At 57.3% G+C, this 23,685-nt stretch carries 23 protein-coding genes; 15 read left to right on the top strand and 8 right to left on the bottom strand.

Annotation, left to right across the window (positions count from 1 at the left end):
• Positions 1 to 43 precede the first annotated feature (43 nt).
• A complete protein-coding gene (glgC, locus tag LAO21_19200) occupies positions 44 to 1,294 on the bottom strand; it encodes a glucose-1-phosphate adenylyltransferase (GenBank protein ID MBZ5554851.1) in 1,251 nt (416 codons plus the stop codon).
• A gap of 167 nt (positions 1,295 to 1,461) precedes the next feature.
• Here glgC and LAO21_19195 point away from each other — a divergent pair, with 167 nt between their 5' ends.
• Positions 1,462 to 1,716 (top strand): hypothetical protein, encoded by a 255-nt coding sequence (locus LAO21_19195; GenBank protein MBZ5554850.1) that lies wholly within the window; start codon positions 1,462 to 1,464, stop codon positions 1,714 to 1,716.
• Positions 1,717 to 1,794: 78 nt separating this feature from the next.
• Here the strand turns inward: LAO21_19195 and purE are convergent, their stop codons facing one another.
• The gene (gene purE, locus LAO21_19190) at positions 1,795 to 2,298 is read right to left on the bottom strand and encodes a 5-(carboxyamino)imidazole ribonucleotide mutase (GenBank protein MBZ5554849.1); all 504 of its coding nucleotides are present in this window, start codon (positions 2,296 to 2,298) and stop codon (positions 1,795 to 1,797) included.
• A 159-nt stretch (positions 2,299 to 2,457) separates the two neighbouring features.
• Positions 2,458 to 3,510, bottom strand: a complete 1,053-nt coding sequence (locus LAO21_19185) for a N(4)-(beta-N-acetylglucosaminyl)-L-asparaginase (GenBank protein MBZ5554848.1) — start codon at positions 3,508 to 3,510, stop codon at positions 2,458 to 2,460.
• A 190-nt stretch (positions 3,511 to 3,700) separates the two neighbouring features.
• Here LAO21_19185 and LAO21_19180 point away from each other — a divergent pair, with 190 nt between their 5' ends.
• The 3 genes from LAO21_19180 (at position 3,701) to LAO21_19170 (ending at position 6,083) form a co-directional block, all read left to right on the top strand.
• Positions 3,701 to 4,687 (top strand): alcohol dehydrogenase catalytic domain-containing protein, encoded by a 987-nt coding sequence (locus LAO21_19180; GenBank protein ID MBZ5554847.1) that lies wholly within the window; start codon positions 3,701 to 3,703, stop codon positions 4,685 to 4,687.
• A 163-nt stretch (positions 4,688 to 4,850) separates the two neighbouring features.
• Positions 4,851 to 5,522, top strand: coding sequence for a hypothetical protein (locus tag LAO21_19175; protein ID MBZ5554846.1), 672 nt, complete (start codon positions 4,851 to 4,853; stop codon positions 5,520 to 5,522).
• A gap of 246 nt (positions 5,523 to 5,768) precedes the next feature.
• A complete protein-coding gene (locus LAO21_19170) occupies positions 5,769 to 6,083 on the top strand; it encodes an RNA chaperone Hfq (protein ID MBZ5554845.1) in 315 nt (104 codons plus the stop codon).
• Between the two features lie 11 nt (positions 6,084 to 6,094).
• Here the strand turns inward: LAO21_19170 and LAO21_19165 are convergent, their stop codons facing one another.
• The 3 genes from LAO21_19165 to LAO21_19155 all read right to left on the bottom strand — a co-directional run bounded on the left by LAO21_19165 (position 6,095) and on the right by LAO21_19155 (position 8,692).
• Positions 6,095 to 6,781 (bottom strand): glycosyltransferase family 2 protein, encoded by a 687-nt coding sequence (locus tag LAO21_19165; protein MBZ5554844.1) that lies wholly within the window; start codon positions 6,779 to 6,781, stop codon positions 6,095 to 6,097.
• A gap of 296 nt (positions 6,782 to 7,077) precedes the next feature.
• Positions 7,078 to 7,755, bottom strand: coding sequence for a TrbI/VirB10 family protein (locus tag LAO21_19160; protein MBZ5554843.1), 678 nt, complete (start codon positions 7,753 to 7,755; stop codon positions 7,078 to 7,080).
• Positions 7,756 to 7,780: 25 nt separating this feature from the next.
• Entirely contained in the window at positions 7,781 to 8,692 is a 912-nt protein-coding gene (locus tag LAO21_19155; GenBank protein MBZ5554842.1) for a dihydroorotate dehydrogenase, read from the bottom strand.
• A 177-nt stretch (positions 8,693 to 8,869) separates the two neighbouring features.
• On the opposite strand from LAO21_19155, the gene pyrR reads away from it, so the two are divergent.
• The 10 genes from pyrR (at position 8,870) to LAO21_19105 (ending at position 18,666) form a co-directional block, all read left to right on the top strand.
• Entirely contained in the window at positions 8,870 to 9,421 is a 552-nt protein-coding gene (gene pyrR, locus LAO21_19150) for a bifunctional pyr operon transcriptional regulator/uracil phosphoribosyltransferase PyrR (protein MBZ5554841.1), read from the top strand.
• Positions 9,422 to 9,515: 94 nt separating this feature from the next.
• Positions 9,516 to 10,865 (top strand): dihydroorotase, encoded by a 1,350-nt coding sequence (locus tag LAO21_19145; GenBank protein MBZ5554840.1) that lies wholly within the window; start codon positions 9,516 to 9,518, stop codon positions 10,863 to 10,865.
• Between the two features lie 71 nt (positions 10,866 to 10,936).
• Positions 10,937 to 11,533: a sigma-70 family RNA polymerase sigma factor gene (locus LAO21_19140; GenBank protein MBZ5554839.1), complete on the top strand. Its 597-nt coding sequence runs from the start codon at positions 10,937 to 10,939 to the stop codon at positions 11,531 to 11,533.
• A gap of 62 nt (positions 11,534 to 11,595) precedes the next feature.
• Positions 11,596 to 12,177 carry a zf-HC2 domain-containing protein gene (locus tag LAO21_19135; protein MBZ5554838.1) on the top strand — a complete coding sequence of 194 codons (582 nt, stop codon included), beginning with the start codon at positions 11,596 to 11,598 and terminating at the stop codon, positions 12,175 to 12,177.
• Positions 12,161 to 13,171, top strand: coding sequence for a hypothetical protein (locus tag LAO21_19130; GenBank protein ID MBZ5554837.1), 1,011 nt, complete (start codon positions 12,161 to 12,163; stop codon positions 13,169 to 13,171). The genes LAO21_19135 and LAO21_19130 overlap by 17 nt, the downstream gene beginning before the upstream one ends.
• A gap of 296 nt (positions 13,172 to 13,467) precedes the next feature.
• A complete protein-coding gene (gene tnpA, locus LAO21_19125) occupies positions 13,468 to 14,289 on the top strand; it encodes an IS200/IS605 family transposase (protein ID MBZ5554836.1) in 822 nt (273 codons plus the stop codon).
• Between the two features lie 706 nt (positions 14,290 to 14,995).
• Positions 14,996 to 17,062 carry a VIT and VWA domain-containing protein gene (locus LAO21_19120; GenBank protein MBZ5554835.1) on the top strand — a complete coding sequence of 689 codons (2,067 nt, stop codon included), beginning with the start codon at positions 14,996 to 14,998 and terminating at the stop codon, positions 17,060 to 17,062.
• Between the two features lie 241 nt (positions 17,063 to 17,303).
• Positions 17,304 to 17,723, top strand: a complete 420-nt coding sequence (locus tag LAO21_19115; GenBank protein MBZ5554834.1) for a hypothetical protein — start codon at positions 17,304 to 17,306, stop codon at positions 17,721 to 17,723.
• A gap of 48 nt (positions 17,724 to 17,771) precedes the next feature.
• Positions 17,772 to 18,134 (top strand): cupin domain-containing protein, encoded by a 363-nt coding sequence (locus LAO21_19110; protein ID MBZ5554833.1) that lies wholly within the window; start codon positions 17,772 to 17,774, stop codon positions 18,132 to 18,134.
• Between the two features lie 46 nt (positions 18,135 to 18,180).
• Positions 18,181 to 18,666, top strand: coding sequence for a DinB family protein (locus LAO21_19105; GenBank protein ID MBZ5554832.1), 486 nt, complete (start codon positions 18,181 to 18,183; stop codon positions 18,664 to 18,666).
• A gap of 55 nt (positions 18,667 to 18,721) precedes the next feature.
• Here the strand turns inward: LAO21_19105 and lnt are convergent, their stop codons facing one another.
• On the bottom strand, positions 18,722 to 20,323 hold the full coding sequence (gene lnt, locus LAO21_19100; GenBank protein ID MBZ5554831.1) for an apolipoprotein N-acyltransferase: 1,602 nt from the start codon (positions 20,321 to 20,323) through the stop codon (positions 18,722 to 18,724).
• A gap of 282 nt (positions 20,324 to 20,605) precedes the next feature.
• Between lnt and LAO21_19095 the strand changes: the two genes are divergently transcribed.
• A complete protein-coding gene (locus LAO21_19095) occupies positions 20,606 to 21,148 on the top strand; it encodes a macro domain-containing protein (protein MBZ5554830.1) in 543 nt (180 codons plus the stop codon).
• A 475-nt stretch (positions 21,149 to 21,623) separates the two neighbouring features.
• Here LAO21_19095 and fumC read toward each other — a convergent pair whose 3' ends face one another.
• Positions 21,624 to 23,015, bottom strand: a complete 1,392-nt coding sequence (fumC, locus tag LAO21_19090) for a class II fumarate hydratase (GenBank protein MBZ5554829.1) — start codon at positions 23,013 to 23,015, stop codon at positions 21,624 to 21,626.
• Positions 23,016 to 23,685: the final 670 nt, after the last annotated feature.

Raw genomic sequence — 23,685 nt, 5'->3', positions numbered from 1 at the left:
CATTTTTTCAGGGGGGCAGACGTCCCGTCTGCCCCACGTCGGGCTATATGGATATGGTCGAGACCTCCAACACCGAGGGCTCGCCGCTCACCACCACGATGCCGGAATCCGTGACCAGATACTTATTTCGGTCGAGTTCCGGGTCGAAACCGATTTCGCTATGCGGCGGGATGCGGACATTCTTATCGATGATGGCATTGCGGATGGAAGTGTTCCGTCCAATATCCACCCGATCCATGATAATGCTGTTATCCACCTTGGCCCAGCTGTGCACGAAGACGTTGCGTCCCAGGATCGAGTTCCGCACGGTCCCGCCGCTGATGATGCAGCCTTCGGAAATGATGGAATCGAGGGCCGTGCCCCGCCGGCCATCTTCGTCAAATGCAAACTTGGCCGGGGGGTCGTTGTAATTGGCTGTGCGCAGCGGCCACTTGGGATTGTACAAGTTTAACGAGGGATCAATGGCCTTCAAATCCATGTTGGCCGCGTAGTAGGCGTCGATCGTCCCCACGTCCCTCCAGTAATTGCTTTTTTCGGCCGGCTCTCCCGTAATCTTGTTGGAGTAGAAATCATACGCATAGACGGGCCTCCGGCGGCACAGGTCGGGAAGCAGGGTCCTCCCAAAGTCATGGTCGCTCTCCGTGCGGGTTGCATCCATGTAGAGTTCGTGTAACAGGATGGGGGTGTCAAAAATATAGTTCCCCATGGACGCCAGAATCTGGTCAGGGTGGCCGGGGATGCTGTGGGGCTTTTCGGGCTTTTCCTGGAACCCGACGATCCGCCAGCTATCATTGACTTCAATGACACCGAATTGCCGGGCCTCTGAGACCGGCATGGGAAGTGCCGCCACCGTGACCGCCGCATTCTTGGCCTGGTGGTACTCGATCATCTCGGCCACATCCATTCGGAATACATGGTCGCCGCCGAAGATGGCCACCACATCCGGGTTGCAGTTCTCAATCAGGTTAATGTTCTGGTAGATGGCGTCGGCTGTTCCCTGGTACCACACCTCGCCCGAGCGCATCTGCGCCGGGACCGGGATGATGAACTGATCTTTTAACAGGTTGGTGAATTGCCATCCGTCCTTCAGGTGGTTCAAGAGCGACTGCGATTTGTACTGGGTGAGCACGTAGATCGAGTAGATGCCGGAGTTGATCATATTGGAAAGCACAAAGTCGATGATACGGTATTTTCCCCCAAATGGGACAGCCGGCTTGGCGCGTTCGCGCGTCAGCGGCATCAGTCGGGTGCCGGTACCACCGGCCATAATCATGGCCAGGACTTTGATTTTCATGGCGTGGATTCTAACTTAAACGACGATACCCTGTCACGACTACAATCGACGGTTCTTCAGGGCGCAATGCCAAACCAAAGACGGCGTTCTTCCCCCGGAGCCGGCGGAGGCTCAAACTGACGCGTCGCCTCTGCCCGCCGGAGAAGAACCCGGCCTGGGCAAGGTCAGTGCACGCCACGGTCTCTATTGACCCCGCAGTCATCGGGGGAACACAGCTTAAGGCCGGGACCTATGACTTCATCCTCGAGGGGAACCAAGTCGTCGTCAAGAATGACGACAACGGCAAGACTTTGGTTGAAGTGCAGGGACAGATCATGGAATCCAAGAAGAAGCCCGAATCCGATGAGATCATCATGGAGCGAAATCAGATTCGGGAGATTCATTTTGCGAACAAGACCGAGTATGTCGTCGTGAAAGGGTAAGAAGTGAATCTCAGTTTTGAGATTGGAGAGGGCTTTCGGCAGCGCTGAAGACCACCCCTGAGAAGGGCTCTCTTACGCTCAGAGCTTGAATTCTCTTTTGACCTTTTCTGATTTCGCGACCACTGACTTTTCGAGCTCGCGCTTGAACCGGTTCAGTCTCAGCGCCAGGGCCTTATCGGAGATCGCAATAATCTCTGCTGCCAGGATGGCCGCGTTGCTCGCCCCGGCCTTGCCAACGGCCATGGTGGCCACCGGGACGCCGCTCGGCATCTGTACCGTCGACAGGAGTGCATCGATCCCGCTCAGCGGTGAACTGTCGATCGGGACCCCGATGACCGGGAGGATGGTTTCAGCGGCGATGATTCCCGCCAGGTGGGAGGCCCCTCCCGCCCCGACGATAATGGTCTTCAGCCCGCGCCGGCTGGCCTCGCGCGCATACTCTGAGGTTCGGATCGGAGAGCGGTGCGCCGAAGTGATTTCGATTTCGTACGGGATGTCGAATTCCTTCAAGCGTCGCGCCGTCTCGGTCATGACGGGCAGATCGCTGTCGCTCCCCATCACGATTCCTACAAGCGGTTTCATGTTGGCAGTCCTCGGATTTCTGAGTGGTGTGGTGTATTTTCTGTCCTTGCGAATGAAGTCGGAAGTCAGAGGGCAGAAGTCAGAGAGAAAAAACCGGTTCTCATCCGACTTCTGACTTCCGACCTCCGACTTCGGTCACATTGTGCTTCCCCGGTGCGCCTACTTCTTCGCCGGGGCGGGTTTCTTCAACAGATACGCGCTGTCGAGCCGGCGCGCCCCCTCGGAGGTAGCCACCGCGTAGCGGCTCTCACTAAATATGGCGGCTGCCGCATACTGGCCTTTTTTATTGACCGCATAGAAATTCACATTCTGGAGTTCGCCATACCATTTCGCGGTGCGCTTGTGAAGATCGACAATACGCTGGAGGGCCCGCAAACACGCTTCTTCCGGTTGAACTCCCTCCCTCATAAACTCCACCACCGTGTGGGCCCCCACCACTTTGATATTCGCCTCGCCATGGCCGGTGGATCCGGCCGCGCCGACTTCATTGTCCACATAGAGCCCGGCTCCGATAAGGGGGGAGTCCCCAACGCGTCCAGCCACTTTGAACGGCAGACCGCTGGTCGTGGTGACGCCGGCGATATTGCCATTGGCATCGACGGCGTTGCAGTTGATCGTCCCGTGCGTGATGGGATTGCCTTCTTTGTCCCTGGGCGGCTCCCAGTCGTCATGCGTCGAAAGATTGTCTTTCCATTGGAGCCAGATTTCCCGCGCCTTGTCCGTCAGCAAATTCTCTTTCTTAAATCCGTGGGCGAGCGCAAAGCGCAGCGCGCCTTCACCGACGAGAAAAATACGGTTTGAGCGTTCCATGACGAGCCGGGCCACCTTCGACGGGTTCTTGATGCACTTTAACGCCCCCACGGCCCCCGCACGGTGGGTGGGTCCATGCATGCAGCTGGCGTCGAGCTCCACTTCGCCATCCTCGTTGGGGAGTCCGCCATAACCCACCGACATGTCATTGGGATCGTCTTCCACGAGATTCACGCCCGCGATGACCGCATCCAACGGGTCATTGCCCGCCTTCAAGATCTCCATCGCCTTTTTCACCGCCTCGAGGCCATTGGCACTGGAGATCACGACGGGAAGCGACCCGCTCGCGCCTCCTGTTTGCGCCATGCTTTCGCTGACCGAAACCCGGCCCATTAATGCTGCGCCGACTCCCGCTGCGGTCGATTTCTTGATAAAATTCCTGCGAGAGATGTTGCGTGCCATGAAAACTCCCTTAAAGCAGGATTGGAAACATGAGATGATCCCAACGGAATCTCAAGAGTCGGCTCAGAGGGGAGCCGAATGCACATGCCCTTGAGATGAGGGAAGAGATAACGAGCGTCCTCTTGGAAAATACTCGTACGGAAATGGAATTCAGGGTTCGACAAGCGGTCAAACTTACACAAATCAAGAGATGAATGCAATAGTTTTTGATGGAACTTTGAAGGTGGATGAGGTGCCCCCACCCCGGGCGTCGGGCACCGAGGCGGTGATCCGGGTGTTGCAGGCGGGAATCTGTAATACCGATATCGAAATCACCCGAGGCTACCACCAGTTTCATGGAATTCTCGGCCATGAGTTTGTCGGGATCGTGGAACAATCCCCGGACCCGCACTGGCGGGGGCGGCGTGTGGTCGGAGAAATCAATTGCGCGTGCCATCACTGTGATCTTTGCGCGCGGGGACTGGAGAAACACTGCAGAAATCGAAGTGTGCTGGGGATCGTCAATCGCCCGGGGGCGCTTGCCGAATTTTGTGTGCTGCCACTGGAAAACCTCCACGAAGTGCCCGGGGAAATGTCGGATGACGAAGCGGTGTTTGTCGAGCCTTTGGCCGCCGCCTGTGAAATTCTGGAACAAGTCACCGTCCTCCCGGACGATCGGCTGTGCGTGGTGGGCGACGGGAAGCTGGCGCAGTTGATTGTCCGGGTCTTGGCGCGCCAGGGAGGGGCTCTCACGGCGATCGGCAAACACGAAGGAAATTTGGATCGCATGGCCGGCTGTGGTGTCCGGACCCTGCTCTTGGAAGCGGTGGAACAGGAACGAAAACAACTCGCTGGAACGTTCGATATTGTGGTTGAGGCGACGGGCTCTCCCAGCGGTTTTCAAACCGCCCTGATGCTGGTCCGTCCACGCGGGACTCTCGTATTGAAGTCCACTTACCACGATGCCTTGTGCCTCGATGCCGCCCCCCTGGTCGTGAACGAGGTCCGAGTGGTGGGTTCGCGATGCGGGCCCTTTCCCGCGGCGCTCGAGAAGCTGCGGAGCCGGGAGGTTGAGGTCACGGCGCTGATCTCCGCGCGGTATCCGCTGGCCCGGGGCTTGGATGCCTTCGAGCAGGCCCGGAAAAGTGGAACTCTGAAGGTCCTGGTGAGCATGGAAACGGCGGGCGGAAGGGTTTAGTGCGGCACTTGAGCCACCGCCAATGAAGCCGTTAGAGGGCCCCGTCGCTCCGCCGAACCGGGACATTATCCAACACAGCCCCTCATTTTTGTTGCCCTGTCCTCTTGACGGAAGAAGAAAACACGTTCATGCTATGGGCACACCCAGGACTGGAAATCTCTTCATGTTGAAGAAACTTGCTTGCACGTTGTTCGTCTTAGGAGCGGTGTTTGTCGCGGGTCCGATTCTGGCCGGATACAAGGTCAAACCCTTTTCAACAGGCCACGCCAAGGCCTATCCGGCTTCTGACTCCCACGACAAGATCACCATTGCTGCAGAGCCCTACGATCAATCGGAAAAGGTCATGGGGGTTTTCGATCGCGACCCTTCCCGGGCGAATTTTGTGACGGTTTTGATCGTCGTGAGCAACGACACCGATGACGAGATTGAGGTGAATGCGATAGAAGTCGAATTGGCGAACGCCAGGATTCATGCCCTGCATCCCACGCCGACTGAGGACGTCGTCCGGGAGATCTTTTACCCCAGTAACCGCCGACGGAGTTCCTCGGGAAAGATTGGAATTGGTGGCGTAGGCTTGGGGGGCAATCCTCAAAAGGATTTCATGAATGCGCGGGCAGATTTCCTCTCGAAGGAGTTGGGAGATAAGTTCATCCCTCCTCATAGCACGGCCTACGGTTTTGTGTTTTATGAGACCCCCGAACTGGGGGCTGCCTTGGTGGGTGGGAAAATCTATATCCCCCGGGTTCGAATCCGTCGTTCTGTCGATCCTAAACAGGTCGGCCGCGAGTTGCTTTTTTATGAAATCGATTTAAAGCCCGCAATCGTCGGGCATTGAAAGTCTGATTGGAGGGAAACCATTCCCATGAAGAAGCCCACACGAGAGCCTCTGGCCCGCAACGAGCCGCTTATTCGGAAAAGAAAACCGATTCTGCCTGTGTCAGAAGACTTGGACAAGAAAGAACTACGGCCCGGCCCGCCCCCCCCCACCGACGGCAATGTCCGGGTGTTTCGTCCGCCGGAAATGAAACCTCCGGTGTTGACAGGGGATGGGGCTGGCCAGAGAAAACTGATCCGTACGACCATGGAAGAAGTGCGCCGCCGCCAGGCGGAGGGAAAGCTCAAATTGAGCGAAAAGGCGACCTCCAGCCCGGTGCGAGGCCAGCATGCCCCCGACCTGACCAACGCGGAATATCAGTACCTTTCCGAATTAGTTCAAACCAAGGCGCTCGTGGTGGTGAAACTCATGAACGGTGAAACGGTGGAGGGGTGGATTGAGTACATCGACCGGAATTTCATCCGTCTGACACGGGAAGGCCGGCCCAATCTTTTCATCTACAAGCACGATATCAAGTATCTGGAGGAAGTGAAGAAGGCCAGAGCGGATACCCGCCAGTAAAATTTTCGGATTCAGTCGGCCAGCCAGTATCGGATGATGAAATACAGCGCGGCAAGCCCATCCTTCCAGGTGATCTTCTTCCCCTCGGAATAATCCCGACCTCGATAGGAAATCCCCACCTCGTAAATCCGGCACCCTCTGATTTTGGCGATTTTTTGCGTGACCTCGGGCTCAAAACCGAAGCGGTTTGATTTGAGGGTGATCTGTTCGAGAATTTCACGCCGGAAGACTTTGTATCCCGTTTCCATATCGGTGAGGTTGAGATTCGTGAACATGTTGGAGACCAGCGTCAGCAGGCCGTTTCCGACTGAATGCCAGAAGTAGAGCACGCGATGGGGCGAGCCGATAAAGCGGGAACCGTAAACGACATCGGCAATCCCGTCGAAGATGGGCTGGAGCAACTTGGGGTAATCGGCAGGATCGTATTCCAGATCCGCATCCTGGATCAGGATAACCTCATTTTTCGCCTTCATGATCCCCGCTCGCAGGGCGGCTCCCTTGCCCTGGTTGACAGGCTGAAGGACCAGGGGGTGTCCTCGCCGCTTCAGATCTTCAATGAGAAGCTCGCGCGTTCCGTCCTTGGAGCAATCATCGACGACCACGATTTCCTTTTCGAACGGCACCGCTTCGACCTTGTCGAGGACCTGTTCGATCGTCTTTCGCTCGTTGTAAACCGGGATGACAACAGAGACTTTCATGGGGAGTTTTTGAATGCGATCTACCTCCAATGGAATAGGTGTCGCGGTTGAACGAACCTCCGGGGCGAAGAGGGGACTTCAGCCGCAGGGATCCTGGTGATGAATGGCCGTGCCATTATACTGAAATCCGGACACGCTCCCAACGATTTATCACTGAACAAGGCTCGTGGCCGGGTTGCGAATCTCGACGCCGCAGAGGGCCTCGAATGGATTGTTCCCGGGCGAAAGTCTCAACCTGGGAATCCGAATTTATTCGGAGAAGCCAAGGGATGCATGGCGCTTGATCGCTCTTCCGGTCATTTGGGAGGTTTTGGAGTTTCCGGTGCGGGTGCGACTGCCGGCTGAGGTTCAAGAATCTTGACATTGACCAGAACTCCCGCGGCGATCTCCACATCGCGCCCTTTCCTCTTGGTCAGGTCCAGGGTGCCTGTGGTTTCGTGTTTCTGCTTGTCAGGTGATTTGATGTCGCTATGCGCCACATCCTCGGCACTGGAAGGCGGAGGAAGATTGGACGTGCTGGAGTGGACGGTCATCTTTTCCGATTCCTGGACGCCACCGCGCAGGGTGAGTTCGTCTCCGTTGGGTTCCGGAGCGATATCCTTGAGCACCGGGAATTGGACTTCTCCCCGGAGCGTCTCGGTCTTGCCGTCGGGGAATACCAGTTGATCCACCACCAGGGTAACATAGCCTGCCTCATCGCGTCGCGCGGAGCGGGCGGACGCAATTCTTCCGGACAGCTTGGAACCCCGCGGGAGTGCCACCCGCTTCCCCGCCTCCGTGGCGAACAGGATCTTTAGATTGAAACGGTCCCCCTTCGACACGGACGAAGAGCTGAGATCAGTTTCCAAGCTGGCTTTCAACATCGTCCCAGGCTTCAGTGTCGCGGAGAGATCCTTCTGCTCTGCACCGAATCCCCCGAAGGGGAGCAGGATCAGGGAAAATGCAAGAAGGAGTTTCACGGCATGGAATCGCATAATCAAACCTTCACTTTCTTCAGCGTTAGACGCGGAGGCTTCTGACAAGTTGCTTCAGTCCTTGAATCTTCCTTTGCAGGCAATGGGCTTCAATCCCCCTGATGATCTTGATCGTCGCTTCCGGATCATAGAAATTGGCCGTTCCCACCTCGATGGCCGAGGCGCCGGCCATGAAAAACTCCAGCGCATCCTCGGCTCTTGTGATGCCCCCTGCTGCAATGATCGGGACGGAAACCACCTTGGCGGTTTGATAAACGAGCCGCAGCACGAGGGGCTTGATGGCGGGGCCGGAGAGTCCCGCGACCACGCGAGGAATTCTCGCCTTTCCTTTGTCGGCATCGATCGACACTCCCAGGAAGGTGTTGGTCATGGTCAGCGCATCCGCTCCTGCGTCCACAACGGCAAGGGCAATCTCCCGGATGTCACCCACATTGGGCGAGAGCTTCACCCACAGCGGGCGTCGGGCAGCGCGTTTCGCGCTGGAGACTACCTCGTGAGCCAATTTCGGGTCGCTGGAAAACTCCGCTCCCCCCCGGGAGGTATTGGGACAGGAGATGTTCAGCTCATAGGCGGCAATTCCGTCGGCCTCATTCAAGAGATGGAGACACTCGAGATAATCTTCCACGGTGGTTCCGAACACATTGACGATGGTCCTGGCCCGGAGGGTTCGCAGGAACGGGAGCTTGGTTTCAATGAATTGCCTGGCGCCGATGTTTTGAAGCCCCACCGAATTCAGCATACCAGAAGCCGTGGGAACGAGACGCGGCGGGGGATTGCCTTCGATGGGCCGGGCGGAAATTCCCTTGACCACAATCCCGCCCAACCGATTGAGGTCAAGGATAGAGTCGAATTCGACGCCGTAGCCAAACGTTCCGCTCGCCGTGAGCACTGGGTTCTGAAAGTTGATTCCGGCGATTTCCATCTGCAGATCGATCATCAACGCATCTTAGCAAATTCGCCGAAAGGTGCAAGAATTAGCCGAAGGGCCATCGCTTCGGGCGCGGACTTTTCCGGGGGTTCAAACCCCATGGGTGTTCCTCCGCCCTTGTGTTAGACTAAGTCCCCGCTTTGGATGAGATTATTTCAGACCGAAAGAGTGGCTCGAGGTGACTCAATGAAGATCGTGGAAAAATCTCAACTGATGAGTGCCGCTGAGATGGAACGGACGCTCGTACGACTGGCTTACGAGATTGTGGAGCGGAATAACGGAGTCGACAATCTGGCCTTGATCGGCATCGTGCGCCGGGGCGGATTCCTGGCTCAGCGTCTGGCGAAGAACATCGCCCGATTTGAGCCCACGGGCGCTCCCGTGGGCAAGCTGGATATCAATCTTTATCGAGACGATTTGTCCACCGTTGCCGAACGACCGGTCGTGCAAAAGACCGAGATTCCATTCTCGATTGTCAATCGTAACCTTGTGATTGTGGATGACGTTCTTTACACCGGGCGCACCATCCGGGCCGGCCTGGATGCGTTGTTTGAAAAGGGGCGGCCCCGTCGAGTCCAGCTGTGCTCCCTCATTGACCGCGGCCATCGTGAGCTCCCGATCGAAGCACAGTTTGTCGGGAAGTATGTGCAAACCACCGATACTGAGATAATCGAAGTGAAGCTGATGGAGGTTGACAAGGAAGAGAAGGTGATGCTCGTGGAGCGGGTGGAAGGATAGTGTCCATTCCCCTGGCGGCAGAGTCGGAACAATGCCCAGCCTGCCTTTTCTCCACAGCGCGCCGGGAATTTCGAGATGGAGGTGGTGAGCCGGTATGTCAGGCCTCATCATACGAAATGGTCGAGTCATCTGCCCCGCGACTCATCGCGATGAAATCGCGGAGGTGTGGATCGAAGGAGGAATCATATCGCGAGTCGTGCCCGGGAGCGGAAGGGTCGCACCGGGAAGCGGATCTCCCCCGGGGCCCGGGGACTCCACTGGATATGAGACGGTGGATGCATCCGGTCTGATTGTTGCTCCGGGATTCATTGATTTACATACCCATCTCCGGGAGCCGGGACGGGAGGATTGTGAGACCATCGAGAGTGGCGGCGCGGCCGCTGCAGCGGGAGGATTTACCTCGATTTGTGCGATGCCCAATACGCAGCCGGTCAACGATGGTGTGTCCGTCACGCAGTTCATTCTCCAGCGCGCAAGGTCTCACTCCCCGGTACGGGTATTCCCCATTGCCGCAGTGACCCTCGCCAGCGCCGGAGAAGTCCGGACCGATTTCGAGGAACTCATGGCAGCAGGCGCCGTGGGATTCTCCGACGACGGGAAGGCGGTCAAGACGGACACGCTCATGCGGGATGCCCTCCGGGACGCGAAGCGTCTGGGGACCTTTGTCAGCGATCATTGTGAGGACCTGTCCCTGACCGAGGGGGCCGTGATGAACGAAGGCGAAGTGTCTCGGGCCCTGGAAGTTCCGGGTTTGCCGCCCGTGGCGGAGGACGCGGTCGTCGAACGCGATATTCGAATCGCTCAGGAGACGGCCGGTCATGCTCACATTGCACACCTCTCGACGGCGGGCGCCTTGGATCTGGTCCGGTGGGCGAAGCACCGCGGCACGAATATCACCTGTGAGGTCGCTCCGCACCATTTCACGCTGGTCGAAGGGGACGTGAGGCGTTACGGGGCGAACGCCAAGATGAAACCCCCGTTACGAACCCCGCGGGACGTCGAAGCGTTGGTCGAGGGTCTGGCCGATGGGACAGTCGATGCGATTGCCACCGATCACGCCCCGCATTCGGCGGTGGAAAAAGGGCGAGGGTTGAGCGCTGCGCCCTTTGGGATCACGGGGCTGGAAACGGCCGTCTCGCTCGCCATCCAAAGGCTGGTCCAGCCGGCGAAACTTGGCTGGGGCCGCCTCGTCGAGCTATTCAGCGCCAACCCGGCCCGCATTTTGCAGCGCCATGACCTGGGGCGGATTGAACAGGGGGCCCTCGCGGATCTCACAATCATCGACCCCGCGACGGAATGGACTTTTCGTGCGGCGGGATCGCGCTCGAAAAGTCAGAATTCCCCGTTCGACGGGTGGACCTTCCGTGGTAAAGTGGTCATGACTGTGGTGGGCGGCAAAGTCGTGTTCGATGCCAGGGCGTGCCTGCCGTCCGGCCGGATGTAGCTGAAAGCAGGTATTTTTTTTCAATTGCAACCTTTCCGTAAGGAATCACGTATTCTAACCGTCTACGGACTATGACGGGCTCCGACCAACAACTCGTCAAGCGGGCTCTCAAAGGAGACGAACGGGCCTTTGAGGAGATCGTCCGCAGATACCAGAAGCCGATCGTGAATTTCATCGCGCGGATGATCGGCAATTATGACTTGGCGCTGGATCTTTCTCAGGACGTTTTTGTGAAGGCTTTCGTGGCGCTCCGCACCTACAACGAGGACTTCAAGTTCGGGTCGTGGATTTTTAAAATTGCCTCGAACACGGTAATCGATCATCTGCGTAAAGGAGGCCCGGCCATCAGTTCTCTGGACAAGCCGGTCTCCACCGAGGATGACGAAATCCAGTTGGACCTGGCGTCGACCGCGCTGATCCCCGAGGAAGAGCTGGAGCAGACCGAAACACGTGGGATCCTGGTTCGATTGATTGAGCAGTTGCCACAAGCCTACCGCCAGATGATCGTGCTGCGGCACGTCAATGAGCTGAGCTACGATGAGATGGCCGAAATCACCGATCTTCCCCTGGGAACGGTGAAGAACAGGACGTTCCGGGCCCGCGAGATGATGCGGCGAATGATTGAGAAGTTGGAAGGAAAGGGCGTTCGGATTTATTCAAGAGGCTGATCGGGAGGGGCAGGCTTCCGGCAGCCACCGAGGTGACTTTGTAGGAGAAGGTGTAGAGACCCATGCTGAGATGCGACGAAATTGACTTTTCGGCTTATCACGATCGAGCGCTCGACGAAGGCGAGCTGCGGAAGATCGATATTCACCTCCAGTACTGTTCCACCTGCCTGACGCGGTATGGCCAGGAGGTCAGGCTCGTCGGCGGCCTCTCCGAAATCCCTCCGATCGATCCGCCCAAGCATTTCATCCCCCATGTCATGTACCGCGTGCGTCAGCAAATTTATTCTCAAATTATTCCCGCCGAAGAACGAAAGTTTTCCCTCTTGACAGCCGGCTACGGTCTGACCCTTCTCACCCTTGTGGTATTTCTGGGGGGCCTCCAAAAGACGTTTTTCGATGTGACTTTGGGTTGGGCCCAACTTCCCCTGAAATCAATGCTGGCCGTGCTGCGCACCATGAACACCGTGACGGAATCAGGCAGCCAGTGGCTCTCCGCCTCAGCGCCGTTGTCACTGCTGGTGGTGATGTTCGCTACGCTCGTGGCAGGCTTCGCGCTCATTAAACTTCTCACCCGTTATGAGCGGCTGATGCTTGAGGACGTGCACCTGCGCGTCCGTCGAGGTGGGAATGACAAGACGTTCTAAAGCGGCAGACCCCTCGGGCTGGTTGAGGCGGTTCCCGCGCTTTCTCTCCTTCCTGATCTTCTTAATTCCCGGTTTTTTTCTTTCCGGCAGCCTCCTGTGTATGCCCGCGATCGAGCCCGGCCCCGAAGCGCAGACGCCCGTTCGGCCCGCTCCCGTCCGCGAGGATATCACCATCGAAAAAAACCGCACGGCGGAAAGCGACGTCATTTCGGTCGGACATTCCGTTTTCATCGACGGGGAAGCGAAACAGTCCGTGACCGCGCTGGGCGGAAGCGTCACCGTGAACGGAAAGGTGGACGGGGATGTGGCCTCTATGGGCGGCGATGTTTGGCTGGGGCCGGAAGCGGTCGTGGGGGGCGACCTGATCGTGCTGGGCGGGAAGCTGTATCACGATCCCAGCGCCCGCGTCGCGGGAAAGACACTGGCGACCACCTATTTTCAGGATGAATTGCGGCACACCTTTTCTCAGCGCGAGGGCTCTGTCCTGACCCGCCATTTCGAACGCAACGCGCTGCTGTGGCGGCTGGCAAGAGTTCTGGCATGGTTCATCATCGCGGTCCTGGTGATCCTGTTCATTCCCGTCCAGACCGCTTTTGCGATGGACCGTTTTGAACGGGACTTTGCAAAGATCTCGGTGATCGGCCTGCTCGCCCTGATCGTGTTCATCGGTTTGCTGGCGTTGTTTTCCCTAATGATCAAGATCGTGATCGGAATCCCCCTGGTGTTTCTGCTGATCCTGTTGCTTTTTTCAATGTGGGCCTTTGGCGCCGTGGCGTTTTATCTCACCATCGGACGCTTTTTGGTACGCTGGCTTCTGAAACGGCCGCTGCCCCTCGCCCTTTATGCCCTCCTGGGGCTGATTCTCTGGTCATTGCTCTCTTTTATCCCAGTGGTCAACTGGTTCATCCCCTATCTCGTTTTCATTTTTGCCCTCGGAATTTCACTGGCCACGAAATTCGGGACCGGCAAGCCCTGGTTTGTCCGGGCTGCGTGAATTTTTAGTCTCCATCCCCGAATCTTCTTCAGTGACAATCCCCCCGACGGGAGTCGGGGGATGTTTCAGATCCAGCCTACCAGCCCAGCCTTCCGCCGCCATAATCCCCCCGACGGCAGTCGGGGGATCGTTCAGGTGCAACCTACCGCATGAGCGATCCGCGGCCACAATCCCCCCGACGGCAGTCGGGGGATGTTTCAGATACGACCTACCGCGCGCCCCCCTCAATTCTCTTCCCCTTTTGCAGGGCCCATGGCAGAATTGACTTAACATTTCCCCCCGGAAAGTCGCTCCACATGAATATTCAAAATTATGAGTCCTTGAACTGGGCCTATCAACTTCATTATTACATCTGTTTTCGATCTCATCGTCGGAAGGCACTTTTCACTTCCTCAATGTTGCTGGAAAGGCTCAGTGCACGCCTTCTCGAAATCTGCCAAAAGCACGGCTATCATCTTTTTGAGTCCAAATGGTGTTCCAAGCAAGTCCGCTTGGTGGTGAGTTTGCGTCCGGATCAAGCGATCTCAAGGGTGATCCAGACCCTCAAGACGAACCTGGCTTCAGTGTGTGGATTGGAATCTCCCGTATGGGCGCGGGGATTTCTGGCGAAAAGCACTGGGCGAGTGAACCGGGAGACCGTTCGTCACTATCTGATGGCCCAGACAGCGCACCACAGATACGCTGACCGCCTTCTTCCACCCGTATTTCGTTACCGGAATCAGGATCGAAGACCACTCCGTTCTGCGCATGCCTTCTTTGACTTGAGTCATCATGTGGTCCTGGCGACGCAATTTCGGAGAGCCGTGTTTGATGCTGCGACTGCCCGGGAGTTGGGTAGCTACTGGCTCGGGGTCGCGGAAAAACGGGGATTCGCCATTGATCAAATGAGTATCCTGCCGGATCATGGACACCTGCTGATGAGAATTGTGCCTCAGGCGAGCGTGGAGTCTTGCGTGCTCGCGCTGATGAATAACGGACAGTATTTCATGGCGAAACACTTTCCGGAGATTCTCGTGAGGGCAGGGATGGACCGACTGTGGGAAAGCTCGGCGTACGCTGGAACCTGCGGCGAATTCACAACAGCGTTGATGAGGACATTTTTGAGGAACGGCTGGTAGGCAGGATTTGAAATATCCACCGACTGCCGTCGGTGGGATTCTCTGTGGGTAAAGCGAGCTCGTTTGTAGACTGCACAGGAACGATCCCCCAGCTTCCGCTGGGGGGATTCTTGGCGCAACGCTGGAACGCAGAAGAAATGGTCGTGCACTGCTCCGAATCCCCCCGACGGGAGTCGGGGGATGTTTCAGATGCCGCCTACCAACCCAGCCTTCCGCCGCCATAATCCCCCCGACGGCAGTCGGGGGATGTTTCAGATGCCGCCTGCCAACCCAGCCTTCCGCCGCCATAATCCCCCCGACGGGAGTCGGGGGATGTTTCAGATCCAGCCTACACCGCGCTCGACGAACCCCCTCGCTGAGATTCTCTTATTCCGACCTTGCACCTTTTCTCCGCGTCTGCATCTAATAATTCGAACTTTTGGTTGATTCCGGATGTCTAACTTTTTGAAGGTGCAAAGACGTATGTAACACAGCAAAGTTGTCTTCCTGGAGTGCGACCGGAGGTGATCAAGTGGAAGCCCAACCATCCAGTGCTATCAACGTGAAACCCCAGAGGGTTGAAAGAAACCGCCGGGTCATCCTTTCCGGAGCTCCGCTTCTTTTCCTCCTGGGTTGTATCCTTCCTTCGCTCGTATTCGGTCAAGGAATCATGATTCCGCGCCGTTGTCCGGGTCCCTGGCCCCTGCCACCTCAGAGGCCTCCCTGTGTGGAGTTGGAAGCACCCCTCCCGGTGAAGTCCATTACGTTTTCGACCACGGTCAACAACCAGGTGGCCAGTACCCATATCGAGCAGGTCTTCCAGAATCCCAATCGCTGGGCTGCCGAGGGCGTGTTTTATTTTCCAATTCCCGAGAGTGCCTCCATTGAAGAATTTGCCATGTGGACCGGGGGGAAGCGCATTGTAGGAGAGCTGGTGGAGCGCGACAAGGCCCGCCAGACCTACAACGAGATTGTCCGCCGTTTGCGCGACCCCGGTTTGCTTGAGTACGTCGGCAAGAATCTCTTCCAGGCGCGCGTCTTTCCCATTGGCCCGGGGAGCGATCAGAAGATTGAGATCCGTTATTCCCAGATTCTCAAGGCAGAGCAGGGGACCGTGAAGGTCGAATATCCTCTTGGAGTCGGCCACAATGCCTTGGCGCAGCCGATCGGAACGCTTGCCGGAAAAATCGAAATTGCGTCCAACGTGGCGTTGAAGAACATTTACTCACCTACCCACGCGCTGGAAATCAACCGGAAGGGCGAGACCCGCGTCTCTGCGAGCTTCGAACAATCGCAGGTGAAGCCTACCCAGGATTTCATTCTGTATTATTCCCTTTCCGACAAGGAATTCGGTCTGAGCTTGTTGACCTACCGCGAAAAAGGCAAGGACGGGTTCTTCATAGCCCTGCTCTCGCCGAAGCTCGAGTTGAAACAGAGCCAAGCCGTTCCCAAGGACATCGTCTTTGTCCTCGACACCTCCGGCTCCATGAGCGAAGAGGGAAAAATCACCAAGGCGCGCGAGGCCTTGAAATTCGGCATCCGCTCGCTTCACCCCGGCGATTCGTTTAATGTCATTCACTTTGCGAGTGAGGAGCACCTCTTTGAAAGGGGGCTGGTGCCGGCGACCCCGGCCGGGATCGAACGCGCGGTGGAATACGTGTCCAAGCTGGAGGCGAACGGCGGCACGGACATTAACTCGGCATTGCTGGCTGCCCTGAAAATGTTCCGCGAGGACATGCGGCCCCACTTCATCGTGTTCTTGACCGACGGCCTGCCCACCGTGGGAGAACAGAACATCAGCCGGATCCTCAGCAACACCCAACATGCCAATCCGACCCACACGCGTCTCTTCACGGTGGGCGTGGGATACGACGTCAACACCCATCTGCTGGATCCCCTGGCCGAAGGGAATCACGGGGTCGCTGAGTACATCGGGCCGAAGGAAGACCTGGAGGTGCGCGTCTCCAATATCTTCACGAAAGTGAATTCGCCGGTGCTGACCAACCTGAAGCTGGAGCTGGGTGATGTAAAAGTCGACGATGTCTTTCCCCGGGTGCTCCCTGATTTGTTCAAAGGTTCCCAACTCGTGATTGTCGGGCGTTACACAGGAAGCCATTCGGTCGATGCGACGCTCGAAGGGGAAGTCAATTCGGGAAGGCGCACCTTCGCCCTCGGGACCCTGGCGTTCCCTTCAGAGAATTCCGAAACCGACTTCATCCCGCGCCTGTGGGCTATCCGGAAAGTAGGCTATTTGATGGACCAGATCCGGCTGAATGGCGAGTCCAAGGAAGTGAAGGACGAAATCGTCGAGCTTGCCACCCGGTATGGCATCGCCACGCCCTACACCTCTTTCCTGATTACGGAGGATGACCGCCGGGCGATGCGGCAGATTCCGACGGGCGGTGTGGTCGGGGGCGTTGTGGGCGGGCCCGCCTCCAAGTCGGCCCCCTCGCCGGCCGCCACCATGTCGGTCGACATGGCCGCCCAATCAGGTTCCAACGCGGTCCAATCCAGTGTCACTCTGCAGCGGCTTAAAGCCGCGGAGCGTGCCGAAAGTTCCGGGCTGAACAATGTCCGCTACGTCCGCAACAAGACCTTCATGTTGAAGGAGGGGGTCTGGGTGGATTCGCAATACGACGAGCAGAAGTCGCTCCCCGTGGTGAAGATCGAATTTGGCAGCGACGAGTATTTCAAGTTGGCGGCGCAACTCCCCGGGGCCTCGGAGTACTTCTCGTTGGGCACGAAGGTCAGGTTCGTCCTGGACGGGAAGGTTTATGAAGTGACTTCAAATTGACCCTGTCTCCCGCCTCAGCACTCCTTTACTGCTGAGGCGCGGAGGCCGGTTCCCCTGCCTGTGATGCATTAATTCCCGCTTAAATGTCCCCTTGCCTTGCCCGCTGCTGGGAGGGGCGGTATACTCCCGATGATTCGTCAGTGAATCTCGCACAACCGAGGGCCGATAATTCTCTTGGGATTCGGTTTCTCGAAAAGGGTCCATCTGGGCGGCCTTGGTGGACGGAATCCTTGCTTAGGGGATGTTTGATATGGTTGAGTGGGTCATGGAGGACCTCCTGGCTAGAAGTTGCCGGCCGGGTTTTGACGGGCTGAATACGGAAACGTCGCAGGAGGAGGTCGATCGTTGGCTCGAATCGCTGCACGGCTTCGGAATCAAATCGATTCTGTGCCTTCTTGCCGAAGAACAGTTGCTCTTCTGTCCCGGCCTGCCGGCGGGTCTTCTGATTTACTACGAGGAGGCCGGATTTAAGGTCGTCCACATTCCAGTCAAAGACTTCCAGTGGCCGCCGCTCTCCACGGGGCAACTCGAGCAGGTGTGGCAAGCCTATCAGCACCTTCCCAAACCGGTTTTGGTGCACTGCAATGCCGGGATCTCCCGGACCGGATCCGCAGTAGAACATATTCAGGGACGGCTGAGCATCGGCGACGACGCGCCATGACCCACCGGCAATCTTGTTGTGATCGGAATGAACAGCCGAAGGGATGAAATGAACAAGACCAGCATTGCTGAGAAGTTCGCGCTTTTCACCGAACATTGGCGGCCCAAGGTCGTTGCGGCGCTGAATGGACAGGAAGTTAAATTGGTCAAGTTCAAGGGAGAGTTTGTCTGGCATCACCATGCCGATGAAGACGAGCTTTTTCTCGTGTGGAAGGGAAAGTTCCGCGTCGAGTTTCGGGATCGCGTCGTCGAGCTTGGACAAGGCGAACTGATTGTCATCCCGCGCGGCGTCGAGCACAGGCCTGTCGCCGACGAAGAAGTCGAGGTCCTCCTGTTTGAGCCTGCCGGAACCAGGAATACCGGCAATGTCGTTGATGCCAATTTCACGGCGCCGAATCCGGACAGGGTATGACCGTTGTTAAACGGCTGCCACCGGTGCGATTTAACGGAGAACACTGATGAAACCAGAAGAGCTTGTTCGTTTCCTCACAACGCTGGGCGAGACGCCGGACCGGATTCTGCAGCTCACCCAGGGTCTCGACCACCAGGCCCTGACCTGGAAGCCCTCTTCAAAGGATTTTTCGATTCTCGAAAATGTGTGCCACCTTAGGGACATTGAGGCGGAAGGGTACAATGTGCGGATCGAAAGGCTGCTGACTGAAGACCGACCCCGCCTTCCGGATGTGGACGGGACCCGTCTGGCGCAGGAACGCGATTACAACGCTCAAGACCTGAAGGCGGCACTGCAAGGTTTCCGGGCCGCGCGTGTGCGAAGCCTCCAGCTTCTCAAAGGAGTCAGGCCCGCAGCCCTGGAGCGGGAGGGCGAGCTCGAGACGGTCGGTCGCATCACGCTGGAAGGAATTCTTCTGAAGATGGTGGAGCACGATCGCGGTCACATCGATGAAGTGACACAGCTCGTCGACAGATTGGTCGAAGAGAAATAATTGGGCCCCGAGGCCCTGTGTCGGGATCCCGGCGTCCTCAGCGTCTTTGCGGGGCCTATCTACCTTCTCTTTTCCTGAAAGAAACGAATCCCAGGAACCCCCCACTCCACAGGACACACAGCCACGCAAAAACGTCGCCGAAGCGAACGTAAAATGTCCGGTCGGTGCGGTACTCTATTTCCCCGTGAAGCACGACCTGCGTGTTCAGTTTCGTCCTCGTGATGATTCGGCCATAGGGATCCACGATCGCGCTGATCCCGGTATTGGCGGCGCGAACCAGGTAGCGGCGGTTTTCGATGGCCCGGACGCGGGACATTTCAAAGTGCTGATAAGGCGCGGAAGAGTCTCCATACCAGCCGTCGTTGGTGATATTGATCAGGACTTCGGCGCCGGCGGCGGTAAAGCGCCGGACCAGGTCCGGAAAGATGGCTTCATAACAGATGAAAATCCCCGCCCGGTTTTCATGGAGCGGGCTGAGGGTGAACCTGTCACCGGCACTGAAATCGCTGACCTCCTGCGTGAGCTTTCCTGCAAAGGAAAGATACCTCCGCAGAGGGACGTATTCTCCAAAAGGAACCAGGTGTTGCTTGTCATAGGCCGCAACGAGATGACCATCGGGCGCCAGCGTGGCCGCGCTGTTGAAAGTCCCGGCATGACCCTGGGCGTCGCTGTGAGACATGACGACGCCCGCAATCAAATAGGCCCCTGAGCGGTTTGCCATCGATTCCAAACGCTCGGTAAAAGTGCGGTCATCCGGATAGTAAAAAGGGGCCGGATTTTCCGGCATGACGGCGATCTCTCCGGGAGAAGCCAGAAGCATCTTTTCAAGCGTCGACAGCCAGGCATCAAAAACGGGGCGAGTCCAATCGGTGTCCTGAGGGATATTCACTTGAAGGATAGCGACGTCATGCCGGGCCGGCCCTCCCTGCGACCGCACTGAAACGCTGTCCGTCGATCCTCCCAGCCACCAGGTGCGAAGGGCGAAGTCCCCTGTAAGGAGCAGGCCCAGGACAATCGCGGTCCCCACAAACAAAGGCCGTTTCCGCTGGTACAGCGCCTGCGCCAATAAGACGTTGATCCCGCACACAAGAAATGAAACTCCGTAAATTCCGGTCACCGTGGTCACCTGCATGAGACCGAGGTAGTTCACGAGGCTATAGCCGAGCAAGCACCAGGGAAAGCCGCCAAAGAGGTGAGTCTGCAAAAACTCCACGGACACCCAGAGGGCCGCCACGAGAGCGGAATTGAGCAGAGCGATCTGGGGAGGGGTGGGGAGAAACCACTTCAGATAGAGGTAATTTTGGGTCAGGATCTTGCGGGCCAGGATCCCGAACAGCGCGAGAAACAGCGCATTGTAAATTGAGAACCCGAGAAGGAACAGGATGGCGAGAGGGAGAGGAAGAAATCCGAACTGGTGCATGACCCCCGCCACCCAGTAGAGCAACAGCGCATAGAACACGCCTCCGAACACAAGCGAATACAGAAATGAGGCACGACGGCTGATGGGCTGAAGCAGAACAAAGAAGAGGGGCAGGAGCGCAAACCACGCGAGCCAGCCACAGTTGAACTTCGGGAAGGTCAGGGCCAGCAGGAAGCCCGAGAGAACGGCTAACTGGGCACGTCGCGCGCCCGGGCTCGTCAGGAGTGTTCTGAGCATCTCACTCCTCGTGGAGGACTGAAGTTTCATGTTCAGGGCTGTCGCATGGAATCACCACCTCAAACTGGAAACCGCGTGGAAATTCACCGGACAAAACTCGCGGCAAACTTCCACCCGCGTCTGGGGGTTGGGGTACAATGAACCAAAGGGACAATCGAAACGCGTCTCAGTCTGGGACCGGATCAGAGAGGGAATTGTAGCACAATGAACCCTTGTGATTGAGAATCGCTGAAGGGTATAGCGGTGGAACGGGCAGACCGGGTGGAGAGTTCGAGGTGAGCCATGAAGGTCTCTGTGCTGGAGGGGGACATTACCGAGCAGGTCGAAGTGGATGCCATTGTAAATGCGGCCAATACCGACTTGGTTCTGGGGGCGGGTGTGGCCGGTGCGATCCGGCGCAAGGGGGGAGATGTCATTGACCGGGAGTCGCGCGCCAAAGGTCCGATCCGGTTGGGTGAGGCGATCGCGACGACGGCAGGAAATCTCCCCAACAAGGCGGTCATTCATGCTGCTGTCATGGGCTACCGGATGGAGGATGAACGGATACCCAAGAGACCAGGCTCTCTGACGAGCGGCGAAATCATTTACAAGGCGACACAAGCGAGCCTCCTCATCGCGACCGATCTCAAGATGAAATCCCTGGCGTTTCCGGCCCTGGGCACGGGCGTTGCCGGTTTTCCGACGGATGAGTGCGCCGAAGCCATGGTCCGGGCCGTCCGCGATTTCGCTCCAAGCCACCCCCAATCGAGCGTCGGGCAGGTTATCTTCGTCTTGTTTGACCCGCGTTCGTTCAAGATTTTCCAGGAGGCCATCAACCGGAAGTAAAGCGTGGATGTGAATCCCCCCGACGGCAGTGGCGCGTGCCCCGATCTATCGGGTGGGAGGTGAAGATCGATTTGCTGTTGCCTCATGACGAGCCGTTTTCCACAGAAGGCCGCATCCCGCCCGGCGGGCTGTACAAGGTCAAGTCCCCTTGAAGGGGGCTCTCGCACCCGGCAGTCATTCCCGAATTCTGGAGCGGGACAAGCGGGGGTGTTTCCTCTAAATGCGCCCGAGGTGCGCGCCCTCCCGCCACCCTCCAATGGAATTCCCCCGACGGTCCGCCTCGGCGGAGGGGATGGTTCAAGTTCAGCCTTCTGGGGCCTCCGGCCCTTTCCCATATAATCCCCCCGACGGGAGTCGGGGAATGATTCAGATGCAACCTCCCGCCCCAGCGTTCCGCCGCCACAATCCCCCAGCTTCCGCTGGGGGGATTCATCTTCAATGTCAGTAAAGGGAAGGTCGATCGCCGAGAGAGAGATCACAAAAGTTCTCCCACCATCTTCTCCGGGACAACATACCTCGAGAACTCCTCGTCGGTCACGTAGCCGAGTTGGATTGCGGCTTGTCTCAGCGTGAGACCCTCCCGGTGCGCCTTTTTTGCGATGGCGGCGGATTTGTCGTAACCGATGTGAGGGTTCAGCGCCGTAACCAGCATGAGGGAATTTTCCAGGTGAGATCGAATTCGCTCATGGTTCGGCTCGATCCCCATGACGCAGTGTTTGTTGAACGAATCGCAGGCGTCTGCCAGTAACCGGGCGGAGTTCAACAAATTGAAAATCATCATGGGTTTGAAGACATTCAGCTCGAAGTGTCCGCCGAGGCCCCCTATATTAATCGCGACGTCATTTCCCATCACCTGAGCGCAAACCATGGTCATCGCCTCTGTCTGGGTGGGATTGACCTTGCCGGGCATGATCGAGGACCCGGGCTCGTTCGAAGGGATGCTAATCTCTCCGATTCCGCACCGCGGACCTGAGGCCAGAAGGCGAATATCGTTGGCAATCTTCATGAGACTGGCCGCTGCCGTTTTCAGGGCCCCGGACGTTTCGACAAGGGCGTCGTGGCAGGCGAGTGATTCGAACTTGTTCTCGGCACTCTTGAAAGGATGGCCGGATAATTCCGCAATCCTGGCGGCCACGTTCTCTGCAAACCCCTTGGGAGCGTTTAATCCGGTTCCCACCGCTGTCCCACCCAGCGCCAGCTCCGCCAGGTGATCCAGCGAATTCCGGATGGCGTTGAGGGAGTGTTTCAGTTGAGAGGCATAACCGGAAAACTCCTGGCCCAGAGTGAGCGGCGTGGCGTCCATCAAGTGGGTGCGCCCGATCTTGACAATGCTCATGAAGGACGCGGATTTCTGATCCAACGTCTGTTTCAACCGTTCCATCCGGGGGAGGGTATGTTCCACGATCAACTTGTAGGCGGCAATGTGCATGGCCGTCGGGAAGGTGTCATTGGAGGACTGCGATTTATTGACGTCGTCATTGGGATGGATGGGTTTCTTTGAGCCCATCTGGCCCCCCAGCAACTCGATGGCCCGGTTGGAAATGACCTCATTGACGTTCATGTTGGACTGGGTGCCCGACCCCGTCTGCCATACCACCAGGGGGAAGTGTTCGTCGAGCTTCCCTTGAGAGATCTCATCACACACGCGGCCAATCACCTCGGCCTTCTCCCGCGACAGGACACCCAACTCTACATTGGTCAGTGCGGCCGCTTTCTTTAAGACCGCAAAGGCGCGGATCACTTCAAGGGGCATTTTTTGCCCGCCAATCACAAAGTTCTCGAACGACCGCTGCGTCTGCGCCCCCCAGTATTTATCCGAGGGGACCGGAATTTCTCCCATGGTATCCGATTCAATACGGTGGTTCATAAGACGGCTCCTTCTCAGGCAGTCAAGATTGGGTGGTGTTGTTATTCTATCAATTGATGGGCCGAGAGGGCAGAGAGATTATGGCCCTTTTGGGATCCGCTGCGGCGTCAGCTCCATCCCACGTTTCTTGCGACGGAACGAAGTTCAACACAAGAAATGAAAAGGAGTCCGATTAGGCCCGGAGGGCCACCAGAATGTAGCCCCGCCTGAGCTCCGTCCCGCGCTTTTTGCGGGAGAGCGAGGGCGGGGTAGTGATATAAGAAAAGTCAGAGCCCCTTCAAGGGGCGAAAGATAGGATTTCAAAAAGGGGACCTCCGCCAGCGCCATACGAGGTGCGGCCATAAAATTCCGCATCCGGCCAATTGATTGTGAATTTTCCTGAGGCGAGGCGGGCTTCATGCTTTGGAGTGCAAATGGCAAATAGTTGGTTTTTACGTCTTGAACAATTCTTTCGCCCCGCAAGCGGGGCTCGAGTGACTTTGAGAACGTCGGTACCCCGCCCTCGCCCCGCAAAAACAAAAAGCGCGGGGCTCAGACGGGGCTACATTCTGGTGGCCCTCCGGGCCCAGGGTTATGGGTCCATATTGTCGGTGTTCCCGCCCTGTTCCCTCCGGCCTTGAGGGTTGTCTTCCGGGCCCGTGATGGCGAATCGAATTGTTCTTTATCCGAA

This window comes from Terriglobia bacterium (genome assembly GCA_020073085.1).
Taxonomy (GTDB): domain Bacteria; phylum Acidobacteriota; class Terriglobia; order JAIQFV01; family JAIQFV01; genus JAIQFV01.
The sequence above is the reverse complement of the archived record's forward strand: the minus strand, read 5'-3'. Positions and strand labels throughout refer to the sequence as shown.

Coding starts and splice junctions, on each gene's coding strand:
- glgC (MBZ5554851.1), bottom strand. CDS start 1,294: ATGAAAATCAAAGTCCTGGCCATGATTATGGCCGGTGGTACCGGCACC.
- purE (MBZ5554849.1), bottom strand. CDS start 2,298: ATGAAACCGCTTGTAGGAATCGTGATGGGGAGCGACAGCGATCTGCCC.
- LAO21_19185 (MBZ5554848.1), bottom strand. CDS start 3,510: ATGGCACGCAACATCTCTCGCAGGAATTTTATCAAGAAATCGACCGCA.
- LAO21_19180 (MBZ5554847.1), top strand. CDS start 3,701: ATGAATGCAATAGTTTTTGATGGAACTTTGAAGGTGGATGAGGTGCCC.
- LAO21_19175 (MBZ5554846.1), top strand. CDS start 4,851: ATGTTGAAGAAACTTGCTTGCACGTTGTTCGTCTTAGGAGCGGTGTTT.
- LAO21_19170 (MBZ5554845.1), top strand. CDS start 5,769: ATGGAAGAAGTGCGCCGCCGCCAGGCGGAGGGAAAGCTCAAATTGAGC.
- LAO21_19165 (MBZ5554844.1), bottom strand. CDS start 6,781: ATGAAAGTCTCTGTTGTCATCCCGGTTTACAACGAGCGAAAGACGATC.
- LAO21_19160 (MBZ5554843.1), bottom strand. CDS start 7,755: ATGCGATTCCATGCCGTGAAACTCCTTCTTGCATTTTCCCTGATCCTG.
- LAO21_19155 (MBZ5554842.1), bottom strand. CDS start 8,692: ATGATCGATCTGCAGATGGAAATCGCCGGAATCAACTTTCAGAACCCA.
- pyrR (MBZ5554841.1), top strand. CDS start 8,870: ATGAAGATCGTGGAAAAATCTCAACTGATGAGTGCCGCTGAGATGGAA.
- LAO21_19145 (MBZ5554840.1), top strand. CDS start 9,516: ATGTCAGGCCTCATCATACGAAATGGTCGAGTCATCTGCCCCGCGACT.
- LAO21_19140 (MBZ5554839.1), top strand. CDS start 10,937: ATGACGGGCTCCGACCAACAACTCGTCAAGCGGGCTCTCAAAGGAGAC.
- LAO21_19135 (MBZ5554838.1), top strand. CDS start 11,596: ATGCTGAGATGCGACGAAATTGACTTTTCGGCTTATCACGATCGAGCG.
- LAO21_19130 (MBZ5554837.1), top strand. CDS start 12,161: ATGACAAGACGTTCTAAAGCGGCAGACCCCTCGGGCTGGTTGAGGCGG.
- tnpA (MBZ5554836.1), top strand. CDS start 13,468: ATGAATATTCAAAATTATGAGTCCTTGAACTGGGCCTATCAACTTCAT.
- LAO21_19115 (MBZ5554834.1), top strand. CDS start 17,304: ATGTTTGATATGGTTGAGTGGGTCATGGAGGACCTCCTGGCTAGAAGT.
- LAO21_19110 (MBZ5554833.1), top strand. CDS start 17,772: ATGAACAAGACCAGCATTGCTGAGAAGTTCGCGCTTTTCACCGAACAT.
- LAO21_19105 (MBZ5554832.1), top strand. CDS start 18,181: ATGAAACCAGAAGAGCTTGTTCGTTTCCTCACAACGCTGGGCGAGACG.
- lnt (MBZ5554831.1), bottom strand. CDS start 20,323: ATGCTCAGAACACTCCTGACGAGCCCGGGCGCGCGACGTGCCCAGTTA.
- LAO21_19095 (MBZ5554830.1), top strand. CDS start 20,606: ATGAAGGTCTCTGTGCTGGAGGGGGACATTACCGAGCAGGTCGAAGTG.
- fumC (MBZ5554829.1), bottom strand. CDS start 23,015: ATGAACCACCGTATTGAATCGGATACCATGGGAGAAATTCCGGTCCCC.